Source organism: Algoriphagus sp. 4150 (assembly GCF_031457395.1).
Classification (GTDB): domain Bacteria; phylum Bacteroidota; class Bacteroidia; order Cytophagales; family Cyclobacteriaceae; genus Algoriphagus.
In genome coordinates this window covers 1-19,149 of the sequence record NZ_JAVDWS010000040.1, presented here as the reverse complement: position 1 = coordinate 19,149, position 19,149 = coordinate 1, and the positions used below count along the sequence as shown (strand labels likewise).

The 19,149-nt window shown below is 42.9% G+C and carries 12 protein-coding genes; 9 read left to right on the top strand and 3 right to left on the bottom strand.

Going from position 1 to position 19,149, the window contains the following annotated elements:
• Nucleotides 1–200 precede the first annotated feature (200 nt).
• Both J2X69_RS24020 and J2X69_RS24015 read right to left on the bottom strand, forming a co-directional pair.
• Entirely contained in the window at nucleotides 201–1,553 is a 1,353-nt protein-coding gene (locus J2X69_RS24020; protein ID WP_310109188.1) for an ATP-binding protein, read from the bottom strand.
• A complete protein-coding gene (locus tag J2X69_RS24015) occupies nucleotides 1,543–2,931 on the bottom strand; it encodes a sigma-54 dependent transcriptional regulator (RefSeq protein WP_310109184.1) in 1,389 nt (462 codons plus the stop codon). Before J2X69_RS24015 ends, J2X69_RS24020 begins: the two co-directional genes overlap by 11 nt.
• A gap of 242 nt (nucleotides 2,932–3,173) precedes the next feature.
• On the opposite strand from J2X69_RS24015, the gene J2X69_RS24010 reads away from it, so the two are divergent.
• The 9 genes from J2X69_RS24010 (at nucleotide 3,174) to J2X69_RS23970 (ending at nucleotide 17,863) form a co-directional block, all read left to right on the top strand.
• Nucleotides 3,174–4,505, top strand: a complete 1,332-nt coding sequence (locus J2X69_RS24010; RefSeq protein ID WP_310109182.1) for an HlyD family efflux transporter periplasmic adaptor subunit — start codon at nucleotides 3,174–3,176, stop codon at nucleotides 4,503–4,505.
• A 578-nt stretch (nucleotides 4,506–5,083) separates the two neighbouring features.
• Complete coding sequence (locus J2X69_RS24005; RefSeq protein ID WP_192350742.1) at nucleotides 5,084–5,779, top strand: ABC transporter ATP-binding protein; 696 nt, start codon at nucleotides 5,084–5,086, stop codon at nucleotides 5,777–5,779.
• Between the two features lie 387 nt (nucleotides 5,780–6,166).
• A complete protein-coding gene (locus J2X69_RS24000; protein WP_310109179.1) occupies nucleotides 6,167–6,520 on the top strand; it encodes a four helix bundle protein in 354 nt (117 codons plus the stop codon).
• 63 nt (nucleotides 6,521–6,583) lie between these two features.
• Nucleotides 6,584–8,944 (top strand): ABC transporter permease, encoded by a 2,361-nt coding sequence (locus J2X69_RS23995; RefSeq protein WP_310109177.1) that lies wholly within the window; start codon nucleotides 6,584–6,586, stop codon nucleotides 8,942–8,944.
• Between the two features lie 143 nt (nucleotides 8,945–9,087).
• The gene (locus tag J2X69_RS23990; RefSeq protein ID WP_310109174.1) at nucleotides 9,088–11,538 is read left to right on the top strand and encodes an ABC transporter permease; all 2,451 of its coding nucleotides are present in this window, start codon (nucleotides 9,088–9,090) and stop codon (nucleotides 11,536–11,538) included.
• Between the two features lie 227 nt (nucleotides 11,539–11,765).
• Nucleotides 11,766–14,135: an ABC transporter permease gene (locus tag J2X69_RS23985; protein WP_310109172.1), complete on the top strand. Its 2,370-nt coding sequence runs from the start codon at nucleotides 11,766–11,768 to the stop codon at nucleotides 14,133–14,135.
• 380 nt (nucleotides 14,136–14,515) lie between these two features.
• Entirely contained in the window at nucleotides 14,516–14,734 is a 219-nt protein-coding gene (locus tag J2X69_RS23980; protein ID WP_310109170.1) for a hypothetical protein, read from the top strand.
• A 538-nt stretch (nucleotides 14,735–15,272) separates the two neighbouring features.
• Nucleotides 15,273–17,495, top strand: coding sequence for a S41 family peptidase (locus tag J2X69_RS23975; protein WP_310109168.1), 2,223 nt, complete (start codon nucleotides 15,273–15,275; stop codon nucleotides 17,493–17,495).
• A 221-nt stretch (nucleotides 17,496–17,716) separates the two neighbouring features.
• Nucleotides 17,717–17,863, top strand: coding sequence for a hypothetical protein (locus J2X69_RS23970; protein WP_310109165.1), 147 nt, complete (start codon nucleotides 17,717–17,719; stop codon nucleotides 17,861–17,863).
• 47 nt (nucleotides 17,864–17,910) lie between these two features.
• Here the strand turns inward: J2X69_RS23970 and J2X69_RS23965 are convergent, their stop codons facing one another.
• Entirely contained in the window at nucleotides 17,911–18,924 is a 1,014-nt protein-coding gene (locus J2X69_RS23965; protein WP_310109163.1) for a hypothetical protein, read from the bottom strand.
• Between the last annotated feature and the right edge of the window lie 225 nt (nucleotides 18,925–19,149).

Here is a 19,149-nt window from a genome sequence, read left to right as displayed (position 1 = left end):
GTTTAAAAACTAGATTAAAAAACACAAAAAATGGGCCAAAACTTCAAGCTATGCCCCATTTTATTTGAATGTCTAGTAAATCGCCAAACAAAAGATCCAAGTCATGAGACTTGGACCAAGCACGATTTTCGATAAACTAGCCAATGCTAAATTGTGTCCTCTGCGTATCCCTCTGTGTGCTCTGTGGTTAAAGGCTTTTTTTACCTGAAATTCATCGTGAAAACAGTCCGTTCATTCGGAATGGAAGTCACCTGAAGACTGCCGTTGTGGAGATTCATAATCTGCCGTGAGATCGCCAGTCCAATACCACTTCCGGTCTTCTTGGTAGAATAAAAAGGAACAAATATCCGCTCCAGAGCCTCAGGGATAATTCCCGGGCCGGAATCTTCCACCTGTATTATCAATCCCAAATCCCCCTGTCCAATTGACGAAAGCCAAATCGTGCGATCAGCCTGAAACTGCAGTGATTCAGATGCATTTTTTACCAGATTAATTAAGATCATCGTGATCTGATCCGGATCGCAGTGGATCTCCAAATCACTGGGATGTACTTTTGTTTCTACTTTTACCTCAGCCACCTTCAAGTCTTCTTTCATTAGGTGGAGTACATTCTCAAATAGTTGCCTCACGGGCATAGTTACTTTTTTCGGCGCCGGGATATTGGTGTAGTCACGATAGGCATTTACGAAATTCACCAAGCCCTTACTACGATTGGCGATGGTATCCAAGCCTTCCTGCATATCCATAAAGCCATCCCTTTTGATCAGAAAACCTTCCTGCTGCACATAGCTGTCCTCATCCAAAATTGTCCGAAGTGACTCCACCAAACTGGAAATTGGGGTGATGGAATTCATAATTTCGTGGCGGAGTACTTTGGTCAGGTTCTGCCAAGCTTCCAGTTCGTTTGACTGAAGTTCTGCGTTGATGTTTTGCAGCGAAAGTAAGGTCCAGCTATGGCCTCCCATTTTCAGCGAGGTGGATTGTATGATCAGATGAAGGGAAGGATTGACCTTTTTCGAGATCCGCTGTCCGGGCTTCATTTCCATTACGTCTGTCAGGAGTTTGGGAGACAGCTTCCCCAAATCCGAAATATCCCGAAATTGTGGGATCTGAAGTAATTGCTTTGCAGCATTGTTGATCACCCCGATTTTCCCTACATCATTGAAAGAAATAATCCCGGTATTGATGTGCTGGATAATCACTTGAAGAAAAAGCATCTGTTCTTCCTTTTCAGCCCGTGTTTGCTTGAATACCTCCATCACTTCATTGAAAGACGCATTTACTTCCCGGAAAGAATTTCCCATTTTGCTGTCCGATGTGAAGGAACTTGAGAAATCAGCGTAGCGGATGGAATCTAGAAACCGGGCAAGTTTATGATTGATGGAATTGACATAGTAAATCAATTCACCGATCTGTATAAGTGCGACCAAACCCAAAATAGCCGGAGCCAACCACAGATCCTGACTGTAGTAGAGCCAAAGTCCAAGGTACAGGCAGGCGATAATTCCGAAAATCCGTAAGCCAACTCCCAGTGAAAACCGCTTATAAACCATACTTCTCCAGTCTGCGATAGAGTGAGGACCGTGTCAGGCCGAGTTCCTCAGCTGCCCGGGTGATATGACCATTGTGTTTTTGCAGTGCCTTGCGGATTAGGATACGCTCCACATCTTCTATATTCAGATGCTCCAAGCTTACTGATTCATCCTGACGTTCAGGCTGGGTCATTTTCTGCAAAAAGAGATCTTCTGTCTGCAGTACATTGTGATTGGACATGATAACCGCCCGTTCTATACTGTGCTGTAGTTCCCGGATATTACCCGGCCAGTGGTACTTGGTCATACGCTTCACCAGGGGCTCGGAAGCTTTCCGAATGTCTTTGTTGTATTTTTTGGAGTAAAAAGAGATGAAATGATCTGCCAAAAGAGGGATATCTTCCACGCGTTCCCGAAGCGGGGGAAGTTGAATTTCTATGGTATTGATGCGGTAGAGTAAATCCTGACGGAAGCCATTTTCATAGACCATGGAGTGTATGGGCATATTGGTCGCAGAAATAAGACGGATATTCACATCCACCGGACGATTTGCTCCCACACGCGTCACCTGGCGGTTTTGAAGCACAGCCAAAAGTTTGGACTGAAGCGCTAGCGGAAGGTTTCCGATTTCATCCAAGAAAAGAGTTCCCTTATGTGCCTGCTCGAATCTGCCTGCACGATCTTCTTTGGCATCTGTAAATGATCCTTTTTTATGACCGAAAAGCTCTGATTCGAAAAGCGTTTGCGTGATCGATCCCAGATCCACACCCACAAAAGCTTCTCTGTTTCTACGGGAATGCCGGTGGATGGCGCGGGCAATCAATTCCTTACCGGTACCGTTTTCCCCCAAAATTAACACATTGGCATCTGTGACAGCGACCCGTTCTATAGTCTCAAAAACCTTCTGAATAGAGTCACTTTGGCCGATAATGTCCTTGAACTTATTGTCAATATCCTGCTGCATGGTTTGCTTTTGATCTTTCAGCAGGTCCACTTCCATCTTCTTTTTGCGAAGCTGCAAAGCAGAATTCAATGTGGCAAGCAGACGCTCATTTTCCCAAGGTTTTAAGACAAAGTCCGTAGCGCCTTCCTTGATGGCTTTCACCGCAAGATTCACATCGCCATAAGCAGTGATCAAGACCACCACTGCGGAAGGGTCAAGTTCCAGAATCCTGTCCAGCCAATAGAATCCTTCCTGTCCCGAACTCACGTCTTTGGTGAAGTTCATATCCAGCAGAATCACATCGTAGGATTCATTATGTGTGAGTATAGGAAGCAGATCAGGGTTAGTTTCTGTGTCCACCTGAGAAAAATGCCGCTTGAGGAAAATTTTTGCAGCCTTTAGAAGGTCTTCGTTGTCATCTACAATAAGAATTTTGCCTGTTCTTTGCTCGCTCATAGAAAAAAGGAATTAAAAAAGCACGGAAACCTATCCTGCTTGCGGTGCTCCTGTTCCAAAAGCATACCGAAAAACAAGATGATATAAATTTGATACAAAACGTTTGATTTCGGACAATATAGGCATGTTTTCCCAATTGAAATTGAGATATAAGGTAATCAAAAAATATACGACTTTGAATTCTTTTGTTCGCTCGCGGACGAAAATGTTCGCGTGTCTCAATTTCAATTTTCCCAAAATCAATGAAACAGGCCTGTGAAGGCGATTTTTTGCATGGCATACCATTTGGCATATTGGAGTCAGCCCGAAAATGGCATTTACACACAATGGATAGAAAAATAGCTAAGAAAACCTGGACCCCTAAGAGAATCGCCTGGATAGCAGGTGGAGTGGTTTTGGTCGCCGGTATCATTTACCAAATCGCATACGCAGATCACAGATCTACAATGAATGTGGAGAAAGACCGCTTGAGTATTGCGACCGTTTCGAAAGGAGAGTTTACGGATTATATATTGGTGTCGGGACAGATCGAACCTGCACAGACTTTTTTCCTCGATGCGGTGGAAGGTGGTATGGTCGCCCGGATTGTACGCGAATCCGGCGCTTTTGTAGAGGTGGGAGATACGATTTTGATGATGGCCAATTCCAACTTGCAGCTTGACGTGATGCAACGGGAAACCATGCTCTATGAGCAAATCAACAATCTGCGTCAGACACGTCTTTTCCTGGATCAAAATGACCTGAGTCAGCAAGGACAATTGGCAGAGATAGATTACCAAATCAGTTTATTGGAGCCTCAGTTCAAAAGATTCAAAGAACTGCATGAGAAGAAACTGGTTTCTGACAGGGAATTCGAAGAAGTGGCTGAGCAATATGAGTATAACCTGAAAAGGAAGCAGTTGACTTACAAATCTTATAAGAGTGATTCCATCGCCAGGTCTTATCAGCTTGCACAGCTTCGACAGTCTGAAAACAGAATGAATGCCTCACTGGATGGGGTAGGTCAGATACTCGATGGGCTGGTGATAAAAGCTCCCATCGCCGGCCAGCTGGCTATGGAGCAGATCGAAGTGGGTCAGGCGATCAATTCAGGTGCACGCTATGGACAGATCGATGTGCAGGATGAATTTAAGGTGCGGGTTCCGATAGATGAATTGTATCTGCCGAGGATAGGGCAGGGTTTGAAGGGGAAGTTCACATTAAGTGGTATCGATCATGAGCTTGAAATCACGAAAATCTATCCTACCATCAATAACGGACGATTTGAAGTGGATATGAGGTTCACCGGTGAAAGTGCTAAGGGAATCAGAAGAGGACAGAGTGTGAGAATCAGATTACAGCTGAGCGATAGTGAGCAGAGCTTGCTTTTGCCGACAGGAGGATTCTTTAAGGATACGGGAGGAAACTGGGTGTTTGTGATCAACTCTTCCGGAAATGCCGAAAAGCGGAATATCAGACTGGGAAACAAAAATCCTGAATTCTATGAAGTACTGGAAGGCTTGGTGGAAGGTGAGAAAGTAATCATCAGCGGCTACGAGAATTTCGGGAAGAATGAGGTGCTGGAACTTAGATAGACGGAAGAGAAATGACTTGTTGATAGGCGGAAAATAGTGGGAGTTCGTCATTGCGAGTGAGGAACGAGCGAAGCAATCTCTTTAAGTTGTTATTTAACAGATTGCTTCGGGGCAGAAATGTAGTATTGATTTGGTAATAGAATACCCCCCTCGCAATGACGTGCTAAGCTTTCATCGCATCAGTGCCTACGAGAATTTCGGGAAGAAGGAGGTGCTGGAACTTAGATAGACCGAAGACCGAAGAGAAATGACTTGTTGATAGGCGGGAAAAAGTGGGAGTTCGTCATTGCGAGTGAGGAACGAGCGAAGCAATCTCTTTAAGTTGTTACTTAACAGATTGCTTCGGGGCAGAAATGTAGTATTGATTTGGTAATAGAATACCCCCTCGCAATGACGTAAGAGGCACTTAAAAAATAATTTAATCATTGATTTAAAAAAATATAAGATAATAAAACTAGGATGGAGGTTCAAACCACATCGAGCCATCCGATATCTAACAACAAAAATAATAATCTAACAAACAATTGAGGTTCCCCGAACATCGGTCACCCGACATCCGACATCTAACAATAACACATATGAACGTAATCAAAACAGTCAATCTCCGAAAAATGTACGCTACCGAAGAGGTAGAGACAACCGCTTTGGACAGCATCCAGATCGAAATCAAAAAGGGCGAATTCGTCGCCATCATGGGACCTTCAGGCTGTGGTAAGTCCACTTTGCTGAATATCATCGGGCTTCTGGATAATCCGGACGGAGGGGAATATTACTTCCTGGACAACGAAGTCGCTAAATTCTCCGAGAGACAGCGTTCTTCACTCAGAAAGGGAAATATCGGCTTTGTATTCCAGAGTTTTAACCTGATCGATGAGCTGACCGTGTTTGAAAACGTGGAGCTTCCGCTTCTTTACCTGAAAGTCCCTTCTGACGAGCGAAAGAAAAAAGTGGAAGAAGTGCTTACCCGCATGAATATCATGCACCGCAGAAACCACTTTCCCCAGCAGCTCTCAGGTGGTCAGCAGCAGCGTGTAGCCATCGCCAGAGCGATTGTGGCCAAGCCTTCCGTGATCCTTGCGGATGAACCTACAGGTAACCTGGATTCTACCAACGGCGAAGAAGTGATGCGTCTGCTGGAAGAACTCAATAACGAAGGAACCACCATAGTGATGGTAACCCACTCTCCTCATGATGCCAACTATGCACACCGGATCATCAATCTGTTTGATGGCAAAGTGGTGACTGAGAATATCAGGGAGCAGTTTCATGTTTAACGTCACTGCGAGGAGGAACGACGAAGCAGTCTGCCGATAGGAAGATTGCTTCTCCGCCTGTGGCGGATCGCAATGACGTAACACTTTCACCTCGGTTTGTGTCTCATAGACCGGAATATTGGTGATTTGTGGAGACACAAACCACGGCAATTGGCCTCGGCAGTTTCCCGTTGTAATGAGATTGCTTCAGGGCAAAATTTCTAATACAAATATAGTATCAGGATGCCCTTCGCAATGAGGAATAAAGCGAGTTTTTCAATCTGCTAATTTTCCAATCTTTAGTAGTAGGGAAGTGGGAGGTTAGGAAGTAGGGAAGTTGGGGGCTCACAGCAGATGCGGTGAGTGATATTTATTAGAGTTTGATTTATCATTTAAAACGAATAATTGATGGATTTTAAATTTGAAAAACTCCGAATCTGGCAAACATCCATGTCTTTTGGTGAAGAAGTTTTTACACTATCAAAGACCTTCCCTAAAGAAGAAATCTACAACCTGACATCTCAAATTAGAAGGGCTGTTGACTCAATTGCATTGAATATTGCCGAGGGCTCAACAGGTAATTCACAAGCTGAATTCAGGAGATTTGTTGGCTATTCATTACGATCACTAGCAGAGGTGGTGACTTGCTTTCATAAAGCAAAGTTGCGTGGATACATTAATGAAGAATCCTTTCAAAGTATCTATAAGAAGGCTTTTGATTTGATGAATAGCATAGCTGCATTCCGAAATACCTTAAAATAACCTCCAAACCTCCCACCTCCAAACTTCCCACTTCCCACTTCCCACTTCCAAACTCCCCGCCCCATGCTCCGACATCAACTTACCCTCGCATTCCGCAGCTTTATGAAGTTCAAAAAGATCTTCGCGATCAATCTGTTTGGATTGGCGATAGGTCTTACCACGGTGGTTTTAATCTTGCTTTGGGTGAAGGATGAACTGAGTATCGGACGCTATCATGAGCAGATAGACCGTATCTATGTCGTGATGACCAATCATGATAATTCAGGGGGGATTGTAACTTGGGCAATAACTCCCGGCGACATGGCGGAAGCAATGAAAGCAGAGTTGCCTCAGGTAGAATTGTCTGCCGGCACCTCTCCGTATATCGAAGGAGTTGCTTTCGAAAACGGTAATACCAAGATGTCGGGGGCCGGTTTGTTTGTGGATCAAAGCTATTTTGATATTTTCTCTGTGGATTTTGTAGAGGGAAATCCTGGCCAAATTATGACAGGGATCAATAATCTGGCGATTTCGGAAACTATGGCGACCAAGCTCTTTGGTTCACCAAAAGCTGCAATCGGTAAATCTGTGAAATGGCAGGTTTATGACTTTCAGAATGAGGTGGAAGTGACGGGAGTTTTCAAGGATCTTGGAGCTTTGGATGTGGATAAGCATGATTATTTCCTGTCCTTTTCCTATTTCAAGCAGATGCTTGGTGATCGTGTACACTGGGGCAATTTCAATGCTTCGACTTATTTGCTGCTTCTCCCCGATACAGATGTGGGAGCTTTCAACGAGCAGATTGACGGATTTATCAAAGCCAAAGATGAGTGGAGCAACGTGTCAGCTTTTGTGCAGGCCTATGGTGATATGTATCTATACGGCACCTATAAAGATGGAAAAGTGGCAGGAGGAAGGATCAGCTATGTCAGGCTTTTTTCAGTTATCGCACTCTTTATTTTGATCATTGCCTGCATCAATTTTATGAATCTGACTACGGCGAGATCGATGAGCCGATTGAAGGAAATCGGTGTCAAAAAATCCATGGGAGCAAGCCGTGGAGGCCTCTTCTACCAATTTATTGTCGAGTCGCTCGTGCTCACTTTTTTGGCTCTACTACTGGCGGTTGTGCTTGCCTATATTTTACAGCCTTTTTTCAATCAGGTCACTTCCAAGACACTAAGTTTGACCTTTCAGCCTGAATTGATCTTGATTTTGGTAGTGATAGGTTTGATGACGGGCTTTTTGGCGGGAATTTACCCGGCAGCCTACTTATCCAGATTCAAACCTGTGGAGGTGATGAAATCATCCGTAAAGGGAAGTTTTGGAGAGCTGCTGGCAAGAAAGGGACTGGTTGTTTTTCAATTTTCAATTTCCCTTTTGCTGATCATCGGGATCTCGGTAATAGGCAAGCAGATGGCCTTTATCCAAAACCAAAATCTTGGCTATGACCAGAGTCATCTCCTTCAGATAAATGCTTCCGGGGTAAATCCCAACCAGCTGGACTCATTTTTGGCAGAGCTGAAAAATAGTCCAGGTGTGGAAGATGCTTCCAGTTTGAGCCATCCCTTAGTAGGATTGCGAAGTTCTACGATCGGGCTAACCTGGGAAGGAAAAAATCCTGATGAACAGGTGAAATTCGAAAACATATCAGTCAATATGGGCTTGATAGAGACTATGGGACTGGAATTAATTAACGGAAGAGCTTTTTCTCCGGACTTTGGAGAAGAAAATTCCAAGATAATTTTAAATGAGGCAGCAGTACGGACCATAGGATTTGATGAACCGGTAGGTAAAATCGTCAACCTTTGGGGAGAAGACAAGGAAGTGATCGGCGTGCTAAAGGATTTCAATTTTGAGTCGCTGAAAGAGAATGTCAAACCTGCATTCCTAAAGTATGACAAGAGTTTTGCCGAAAAGATCATGGTAAGAATCGGAGCACAGAACCAAAAGGAAACCATTGCAGGAATAGAGGGACTTTTTGTAAAACAAACTGCTCAACCGATGGATTATTCCTTTATGGATGAGGGTTATCAGTCACTGTATGTTTCCGAGCAGCGGGTTTCCAAACTGGCGAAGTACTTCGGGGTGATGGCCATTTTCTTGAGTTGTCTGGGACTAGTTGGACTGGCCGCATTTACGGCAGAGAAGCGCAAGAAGGAAATCGGCGTCCGCAAAGTCATGGGAGCTTCCACCTTTGGAATACTGAGGTTGGTATCCAAGGATTTCGTGCAGCTTGTTCTGCTTTCGATCGTGATAGCCGTGCCCTTGGCTTGGTATTTTGCAGACAATTGGTTGAAAACCTATGCATATCAGACAAATCTTAGTTGGTGGATATTTGCCGCATCAGGGATCTTGTTGGTATTCATAGCGATGATTACCGTGGGAGCACAAGCTTATAAGACGGCATCTGCCAATCCGGTGAATTCACTGAAAAGTGAGTAGCGTGTCGTCATTGCGAGGTACGAAGCAATCGATTGCTTCGTCATTCTTCCTACCGATGACGTTGTTCTCTTTGAGATTGCTTCGTCATTCTTCCTCGCAATGACGGATAAAACGAATCTTCCAGTTTTTAAACCAGTAAAACCATGCTGAAAAACTACTTCAAAATCGCCCTAAGAAACTTAAAGAAACATAAGTTCTACGCCTTTATCAATATCCTGGGACTGTCGGTGGGCGTGGCTGTTTGCATGATTATTTCACTTTTTGTCATCAATGAGCTGAGCTATGACACCGGGTTCAAAGATGCCGATAGAATTTACAGGGTGAAAAGTGAAATAATTTTTGGGGGGAATCATTGGAATATGGTGTTGGCACCGGCTCCTTTGGCAGCTGCCTTACCTGAGAATTTTCCGGAAATTGAGTCTGCGGTTCACTTTAGAACCCGAGGCTCATATCTGGTAAAGCGGGTAGATGAAAATATCAAGGAGCAGGATGTCGTATGGGCAAGTAAGGACTTTTTTAAGGTCTTTGAAATACCAATGATTGAAGGGAATCCTGATCGTGTTCTCGCTGAGCCAAATACCATGGCTATCAGTGAAAGTGCTGCCAAGAAGTACTTTCCTAATGAAGCGGCTTTGGGACAATCGCTAATTCTGGACAATAACCAGAATTTTAGAATTACGGGAGTTTACGAGGATATCCCCAAAAATTCACATTTTCATTTTGATTTTTTACTTTCAGCCGAAGGGTTGGGAGAAGCTCAACGGGTTGCTTGGCTTAGCAATAATTTCCAGACATATTTTAAGTTAAGGGAAAATGCCGGTCCCGATGAGTTGGTGGCTAAGTTGCCCTCTTTGATCAAAACGAATGTTGAACCCGAAATCAGGCAGGTTTTCGGTGACGGATCAACACTTGAGACGTTAATAAGTAATGGGGGTAAATTTGAGTTTGATATTCAACCATTGCTAGATATCCATTTGAAAAGTGATTTGATGGGCGAATTCGAGCCTAATTTCAACATTACGTACATCTACCTTTTTGTAGCCGTAGCACTTTTTATTTTGGTGATAGCCTGTATCAATTTTATGAATTTGTCCACGGCCAGATCTGCCAACCGTGCCAAAGAAGTAGGTATCCGGAAAGTGATGGGTTCGTTCCGTTCTCATTTAATTCGTCAGTTTTTGATGGAATCGATTCTCTTGAGTTGTATCTCATTTTTGATCGCCATGCCTTTGGTTTCACTATTGCTTCCGTTTTTTAATGAGTTAGCGGGAAGAGAATTGGCAGTGCCGTTTTTTCATAGTGGATTTTATGGGATATTACTTTTAGGTGCCATAGGAACAGGTTTGATGGCCGGTATTTATCCGGCGTTTTTCCTTTCGGGTTTCAAGCCGATTAGCATCCTCAAGGGGAAAGTATCCATGGGAATGAAAAGCGGTTTGATTCGCAGCTCACTGGTTGTGTTCCAGTTTACCGTTTCTATTATCCTTATTATCGCGACTATTTCAGTTTTCAATCAACTGAATTACATTCAAAACAAGAAGATAGGATTTAATAAAGAACAGATCATCACTATAGACGATATGTATGCGCTGGGTGCTCAGGTAGAGACATTCAAAAGAGAAGTGCTTGCAAATAGCATGATGGAAAGTGGAACAATCACCGGTTTTTTGCCCGTTTCGAATACGTGGCGCAGTGATACGCCTTGGTGGGCAGAGGGAAAAGATCCTAAGCAATCTGAGAATTTGGTATCCCTGCAAAACTGGACAGTGGACTACGATTATATCAGCACCTTGGGTATGAACATCGTAGCGGGGAGAGACTTTTCTATTCAGTATCCTTCAGATTCCAATGCGGTAATTCTTAACGAGACGGCAGTTAAGAATTTCGGTTTTGATGGTGACCCAATCGGGAAAAAGATCTTCATGATGTCAGATAGTGAGGAGTTGGACTTGGAAGACCTGCAGGGAAGAACTGTGATAGGAGTGGTGGAAAATTTCCACTTCGAATCCCTTAAGGAGAATATCGGGCCTGTGATGATTTTTCCTGACAAAAAACCAAGTGGAATTGCTTCTTTCAGGTTTCATTCAAGTGACACTGAGCAGGTGATCACTTTCATCGAATCCAAGTGGAAAGAACTTGCTCCGGGACAACCTTTTACCTATTCGTTTTTGGATGATCGCTTCGGCAATATGTATGCATCTGAGATAAGACTGGGAAGGGTGTTTGCTACTTTCGCAGCCTTTGCCATTATCATCGCCTGTTTGGGATTATTCGCCCTGACGGCATTTACCGCAGAGCAGAGAACGAAGGAAATCGGAATCAGGAAAGTGTTGGGATCCAGTGTACGAAGTATAGTATTCTTACTTTCCAAAGAGTTTACAAAACTAGTTGTCCTTGCGTTTTTAATTGCTTCGCCAATCGCTTGGTGGGCAATGAATTTGTGGCTGGAAGATTATCAGTTTAAAATCCAATTAGGTTGGCAGGTATTCTTGTCTGCAGGAGTATTCGCTGCAGTGATCGCCTTGCTGACCATAAGCTTCCAATCCATAAAAGCAGCTACTTCCAATCCTGTGAATTCACTGAAAAGTGAGTAGAGTGTCGTCATCGGTAGGTACGAAGCAGTCTCTATTCTTAAGTACCAAGATAGTAGGGATTAGAATCAAGAGGCAAGAGGCAAGGAGTTCACGTCATTGCGAGCGACGAAGGAGTGAAGCAATCTCTATTAATCAGATTGCTTCTCCGCCTATGGCGGATCGCCCGCCTGCTGCAGGGCTGGCAATGACATGTAAAACGAATAGTCCAATGTTTAAATTAACAAACCATGCTGAAAAACTACATTAAAATAGCAGTAAGGGGTTTTGCAAAGCAAAAACTGACCTTTTTTATCAACCTATTTGGATTGTCTCTGGGACTGTGGGCAGCGATCTTGATCGGGCTTTGGGTTAGATCGGAACTGAATGTCAATCAGGAGTTTGCTGAGGTGGATCAGATCTATCGTATCATGGAGCATCAGTCTTATGGTTCGGATATTTTCACCACCACTTCCACTCCAGGGGTTTTGGCAGAAAGTATGAAGGAAACCTTGGCCGAGGTAGAATATGCCTCGACTTACACATGGGGAGAAAGCCAGCTTTTTATACAGGGAGAAAACCGTCTTAAATTCACCGGCCTCTATGCACATCCTGACTTTTTGCAAATTTTTCAGTTTGATGTGATCCAAGGTGACAGAATTCGGATGCTTACAGAAAGCAATGATGTGGTACTTACGGAAAAGTCCGCGATTGCTCTTTTTGGAACTACTGATGTGGTAGGTAAGGATGTGGAGATCAAAAAGGATGTAAATTCGAAAAACTACACCGTACGCGGGGTGTTGAAGGATCTACCTGAAAGTTCCTCCGTGAAGTTTGATTACCTGCTTCCGTATTCCGTCTTTTTTGCCGATCCATCTAATAATTGGCTTAGCGATTGGGGCAATAATGGGCCAAGCACAATCGTGAAATTAAGAAAAGGGACGGATGGGGAGGTGTTTTCGAGACGAATTACGGATTATGTAGCCGAAAGAAATGAGAATTCTAACGTGAGATTATTTGCTTATCCACTGGCGGATTTATACCTGCATGGAAGCTGGAAAGATGGGCAACTGATTGAGGGTAGAATAAAAAATGTAAAGCTGTTTGGTATGATTGGCCTATTTGTGTTGATCATTGCCTGCATTAATTTCATGAACCTCAGCACTGCCAAATCCCAAAAGCGGGCTAAGGAAGTGGGAGTGAGGAAAGTGGCCGGTGCAAATAAGCAGTCTTTGGTGATGCAGTTTATGTCTGAGTCGCTCTTGATTACTTTTTTCTCAGCTATTCTGGCGATTCTTCTGGTAGAAGCCACACTTCCGGTCTTCAACAATCTCACGGGTAAAATCATGTCAGTGCCTTATGGAGATCTGATTTTTTGGTTACAGTTGTTGGCAGTTGTGGTGTTAACAGGAATAGTTGCGGGAAGTTATCCTGCCTTTTATCTATCGGCTACCAAAGTGGTGTCGGTGTTCAGATCATTTACCCGTGCCGGCAAGGGCGTGGTGCTGGCCAGAAAAGGCTTGGTGTTATTTCAGTTTATTTTGGCCACTATTCTAATCGTCGCTACGGTCGTGGTGTATCAGCAGATCAATTTTGCCCTAAATCAAGACTTGGGCTATTCCAAGGATCAGTTGGTCCATGTGACATTGGAAGGCAAACTGCTGGAAAGTTTTGATGTGTTCAAAGCTGCATTGGAGAAAAATGAAAACATACAGGGGGTAAGCAGGTCATCATTTGGTTTTCTGGGGAGGAATTCCAACACCGGTGGAGTTTCCTGGGAAGGAAAAGACCCCGAAAATTCGGCTCTGTTTGAGATTATCCGTGTGGATTATGATTTTCTGGAAACAGCCGGGTTACAATTGGCTAAGGGACGGACTTTCGATCGTATGAACGGGGCCGACTCTACCTCTGGTGCCATCCTAAACCAAACTGCCTACAATTTGATGCAAAAGGACCATGAGGGAAGTGAGTTTTTCAGACTCTGGGAAGATGAACGGACCATCACCGGAGTCGTGCGGGATTTTCACTTCGAGAGCTTCCGCCAAAATGTAGCGCCCGCTATTTTGCTTTTGGATCCGGAGAATACCTGGCAGGGATATGTAAAGGTGAATACTTCGGAAATCAGTGAAACAATCGCTTATTTGGAGACGGTAGCAAAAGACCTCAACCCGGAGTTTCCATTCGAGTATAGCTTCATGGATGAGAATTATGCCAGACTGTATCAGGAAGACGTGAGATTGAGGGATTTGGCACAATACTTCAGCATTTTGACCGTCTTGATTTCTTGTCTCGGGCTATTGGGATTGTCTGCACATATCGCCGAGCAGAAGACCAAGGAAATCGGCATCCGGAAAGTGCTGGGAGCATCCACACTTTCCATTCTTCAGGTGATCAATAGAGAGTTTATTTTAATTGTAGCACTATCCATTGCAATTGGTTCAGGGCTGGCTTTTTGGCTGATGCAGGACTGGCTGGAGGGCTATCAATACAAGATCAGCTTTGAGTGGTGGTTTATCCCGATGGCTGCGGCTGTGATTATGGGAATAGCCTTGCTGACAGTCACACTTCAATCTTTAAAAGCTGCCAATTCCAATCCGGTGAAAGCGATTAAGAGTGAGTAGAGGTGATTCCGTCATTGCTTCTCCGCTATAGGCGGAGAAGCAATCCCGTCGTAACTAACTTCAACTTAGCGTATCAAGTAGAGAGTATCAAGTAGCAAGAGCGAAGACCTAAGAGAAGGAAGTAAAGTCTGAAAGTTTACCTGCCGGAGGTAGGTTGAAGAAGACAACCTTTGAGGTTTTTAAAACCTCGAAGGTTTTTTAGTTTTTGAAATGGGCTTTTAGCCTTGGGGCAGGAGCCAGGGAAGGCAAATCCCGCCCAGCCCTACGAGCGAACGTATTGAATATTTGAATATGCTAAAGAAATCGCTCAACCCGATTACTCAATATCAGCTCCCCGGTGCAGGAGATGTTTTGTCTACTTCTCAAAATTGGAATATTATATGAATCTTCATGAAAACCCATCATTATTCCGAGAGGCTGTTCGATTTACAGCAGAGCAAATGGGGATATTGGATATCTATGAGGAAAAAGACTATTGGATGACTAAAGCACTGAACCTTATTTTTTCTGATCCCATCGGAACAGAGGTAGTTTTTAACCCGGATTTTGTATTAGGTTTCGTTAAAGCCTGTCCCGATTTTTATCGGGAAGACCATTAATTGCAATAAAATCAGGCTGTTTGGAGACTGAGTCCGCCGCGGCGGATATGGTGAAGTCGAAAACTGCAATGCAGTGACTGATTTTGAAGCAATTAATGGCCGCAATAACTTGTGTGCCGTGGCGTAGAAATGCTAATGCATAATGCGGGTTTAAGGGTGATACTGCACTTTCAAAATGTTATGGGTTGATAGAGCGATTTTCTGATATAACGGTTTGATTTGTGACACTTTGAAAGGTCAAGTAACAATCCCCATGTCGTTCTAGAGGGAAAACGAGATGGCATTGTTGAGTGCTACCGGAAACAAAGATTACAGCCTTCGGGCAAATAGATCTCTAGGTAAATTGGTTTTAGTTATCAATTTTTTGTCTTTTTACAATTAAGTTGAAATCCTTCTTTGGCCCACATCATGTTGTGCTTTTTTAATGGGCAAATATTTGGACACATTTTGCCGTCGGCTGATGATAATTTTTATATTTGAAACGAATGATTTATTCTTAAGAGATTCGTAAGAGATTTTTATAACACAAATGATTAAGATGAAAAAAGCGTTGTTGGCTATTCTAGTTGGTTTTTGGGCAACGTCGTTGTCATATTCCCAATCCATTCCCGATTTCGGAAAACTGTCCAAAGCATGTGAACTGTGGGGCTTGATCAAGTACTTTCATCCGGATAAACCCGGAGTAGAATTCGATAGTGCATTTGCTCACCATGTCCCCAGAATGCTAGCAGCAGGAAGTGAAGAGGAATGGGAAGATGTACTTTTTCAATGGTTGGGTATATTAGACGATCCCAATACGCTAGTTTATTTGGATCATGGGAAAGTGTTTGACGAAGGCACCTTTTACTCCGAGTTTACTGCGGACAGTATGCTTATGGTGAAAATATCTGGAAACAAACCATTTGAGGATCTTTCCAAGTTCAACGATTTTTATGAAACCTTATTGGGACAAATTTCTCAGGCGAAAAAAGGATTGATATTTGACCTTCGCAACGAACACCCTATTTCACAGGAATATAAAGGATATCTTGATTATTTTATTCAAGCATTGGATTTAGGTACTGAGACGGTGCCTCAATTCAAAACCCTATATTATTCCGGATTTAGACCGGAATCAGACTATTCCTCTGGAAAATACTCGGAAAATGTCATAATCAGAAATAGCATAGAACCAGGCGACTTCCATCAGCAGGGACTGCAAACTGCGTGGATTGTAAACCGATATACGGAAATGCCCATGACGGCATTGTCCCACCAAGCTTCCGGGATAGGGTTCATATTGAGCGACACAGCATATACGGCCGGCCTACTTCCTTTGTCAGGGACTTATCACCTATCGGAAAAATTGACTGCAAAGTTCAAAACAAAGGGGGTCGTGTCACATTCCGGGGTAGGACTGTTGGCTGATCATGTTTATAGGAAAGACGAAGACCCGAGAGTTATAGCAAGGGATTTTCTGTCGGATAGCGTTAAGCGCGAACGGGTATCCACCGGATCGGCCAGTCAAATGCCCAAGCGTTCCGATGTGGGGTCCTATCCTGATGAAGAATATCCTGCTGTCGGGTATAGGGTGTTGGCTGCCGCAAAGATTTTCACTGTGATCGAAACTTTTTTCCCTTATCACGAGTACATGGACAGGAATTGGAAAGAGGTGTTTGTGGAGTCTTTACCGGATTTTGTGAATGCAGGCGATGAAATTGAATATGGCCTTGCGGTAGCCAAGTTTTATGCCAATATAAACGATTCACACGGTTCTATTTATGGGAACAAAGGGGTGAATAAGTTGCTTGGGGAAGCGCCTTCCCCTGTCAAAGTAGATTGGATAGCAGACCAAGTGGTAGTTACTGCGTTCCGAAGTGATTCCATCTGTAACGCCAATGGATTGGAAATCGGAGATGTCGTAACAAAGGTCAACGGAGTAACTTTTGAAGATTATTTGGCTAATTACAAAAAGTATTTTGCCCACTCCAATGCAGGTTATATGACGCAACAGGCAGCCGAACGGTTTGTAAGAGGCCCTAAGGATGGGGAAGCGGTTTTTACTATTTTGGATAATAACGGGAGGTATTCGAATAAGAGGTTTACTTGGAGCAATTCCTACAACAAAGGTTATAAGGAATTCCATAGATTGGATACCATCACCCTGCTGAGTAAAGACATTGGCTATGCAGATCTGACAAGGATGGAGGAAGCTCAGACAGATCAAATGTTTGAAAAGTTTAAGGAAACAAAAGCCATCATTTTTGATATGCGGGGGTATCCGAACGGTACGGCTTGGTCGATTGCTCCAAGATTGGTCGAGGTTGAAGATGTGCCCTTGGCTTTATTCAGAAAACCGGAGATATTGTCCCCTAGCATCAAAGAAGGAGATTATTTGGCCAATAGATCTTATACCGAATTTACCCAGACCATTTCTCCATCACACCAATGGAAGTACAAAGGAAAAACGGTGATGCTGATTAACCATAAAGGCATAAGTCAGTCCGAACACACCGGCTTGTTTTTCGAGGCTGTAAACAATACGGTATTTATAGGAAGCCCGACAGCCGGAGCCAATGGAGATGTGACTAGATTTGAAATCCCTGGTGGGATCTCGTTGTCTTTCAGTGGGCAGGGGGTGTGGCATGCGGATGGCAGACAACTTCAGCGCAAAGGTTTGCAGCCACATGTATTGGTGACTGAGACAAGAGAAGGTATAAGGAACGGCAAAGATGAGGTGCTGGACAAAGCCTTGGAATGGATCAGTGAAAATGTCAAATAAGAGTAACCATCAAACACCTTTTGATACTGAAATCTGGATGATAGAAGAAAACGAGCGCCTTCTCTACTCTGGGACTAGAAAACATGGTTAGGACTGGGTGTAGTTTGGCTGCCCTGCAAGCGGGCTCCTCGCTAAAAAGCCTTGTATAAGCTTTTTCTTACGTTCGTTCCTACCTTGATATCAATACAAACTTGTAATTTGATATTCTATAAGATGATTTTATGGGTGAAGCTTATCAGATAAGAGATCAGGAAATGCCATACTTTTTGACTTTTCAAGTGGTTGGCTGGGCTGATGTATTTACCAGAAAAGTATATCGCGATTTTGTTTTGGAGAATCTGGGCTATTGCCGGGTGGAGAGGAGGTAGAACAGCTAACTTTTACACTCCAAGCTTCCTGTATGTTTTGGGAGCCTTTACCTGATTGGCAGAACTTTATTTAGCGTTAACAAATAGTATGTATTCCAATCTTCTTCTCCTAGAAGCCTTTGATTTTTTTGGACAAAAATTTGTCCATCTTTGTTTACAATAGGGGTTGAGATTATTCCTGATGGCAATTCAATATCTTCTTGGAGCAATTTGTAATCTGAATCATAAACTGCGGCAAATTTTGGCAAGGATTCAAAGAAATCCATCCACTCAGCTTGATTTTCCCTGTCATAATTCTTCACGATATTTTCGCTTGCTCCCTTTTTGTAAATAAGAATTATTTTGTCTTCAAGCACAAACAGTTGTTCTATCATGGATGGGACTACCATTTCTAGTTTGGAAAATAATTCATCTGTGTTTTGTAAATTTACTTGTGGAAAAGGGATTTTATCTTTCACATTTAGACTGACACTTTCTTTAAAAATCAGATCTTCTTCCTTTTCTTCATAGACATAAAACTTCATTTCAGCCATTAGGAATAAATACCAAAATTTACCTTTTTTTATGATTTTAGGATGATGTAAGAAATGAAAATCGCCGTCTTTGTAGATTGAAGTTTCAGGGATTTCCATTTTCAACTCTATTTCTTTTGTAATAGGATCTATTACCTCCAATATTGGTTCATTGTAATATTTTCTATAGAATTTTTCTTGGTCTTCCCAATCTTTTAGATCTCTTTCAGGGCGGTAGTATGCTAATTTATTTCCCAATTTAAAGGCTGGTCTATTGTAAGGATGCATATAAATATAACCCTCAGGGATAGTGATATTATTGATTATATCTCCTTCATTTGAAAACTGTATCAATCCTCTATATAAATCCATAATTGTAAAATTCCCATCAAAAAAACCTTCTGAATAGGCCATGTTTATCGCATTTGGTCCGTCTGTTTTGAGCTCAATATGAGATGTGATGTTACCGGTTTTGTCAAAAATAATGTAGGATGAACCCCCCTCTTTTTTTGCCAAGAACATTCCGTCTTCTGTATCAATTAATGTCAATTCTTCTAGGTGATTGACCCTGATTGAATCTGTAATTTCAAATTTATAATTTGTTGAAATGAATTGATCTGCGTTTTTATCTTTTACGCAACCAATCAATGCTGCAATAAGAATTACATATGTAAAATTTTAGAGGTAGTCGCTTAAATTCATATATTTATCTATTCAAAAATAGGTTAAATGGATATTTTTCAGAGTCAAAGCATCATAGAGTTTACCGAACGC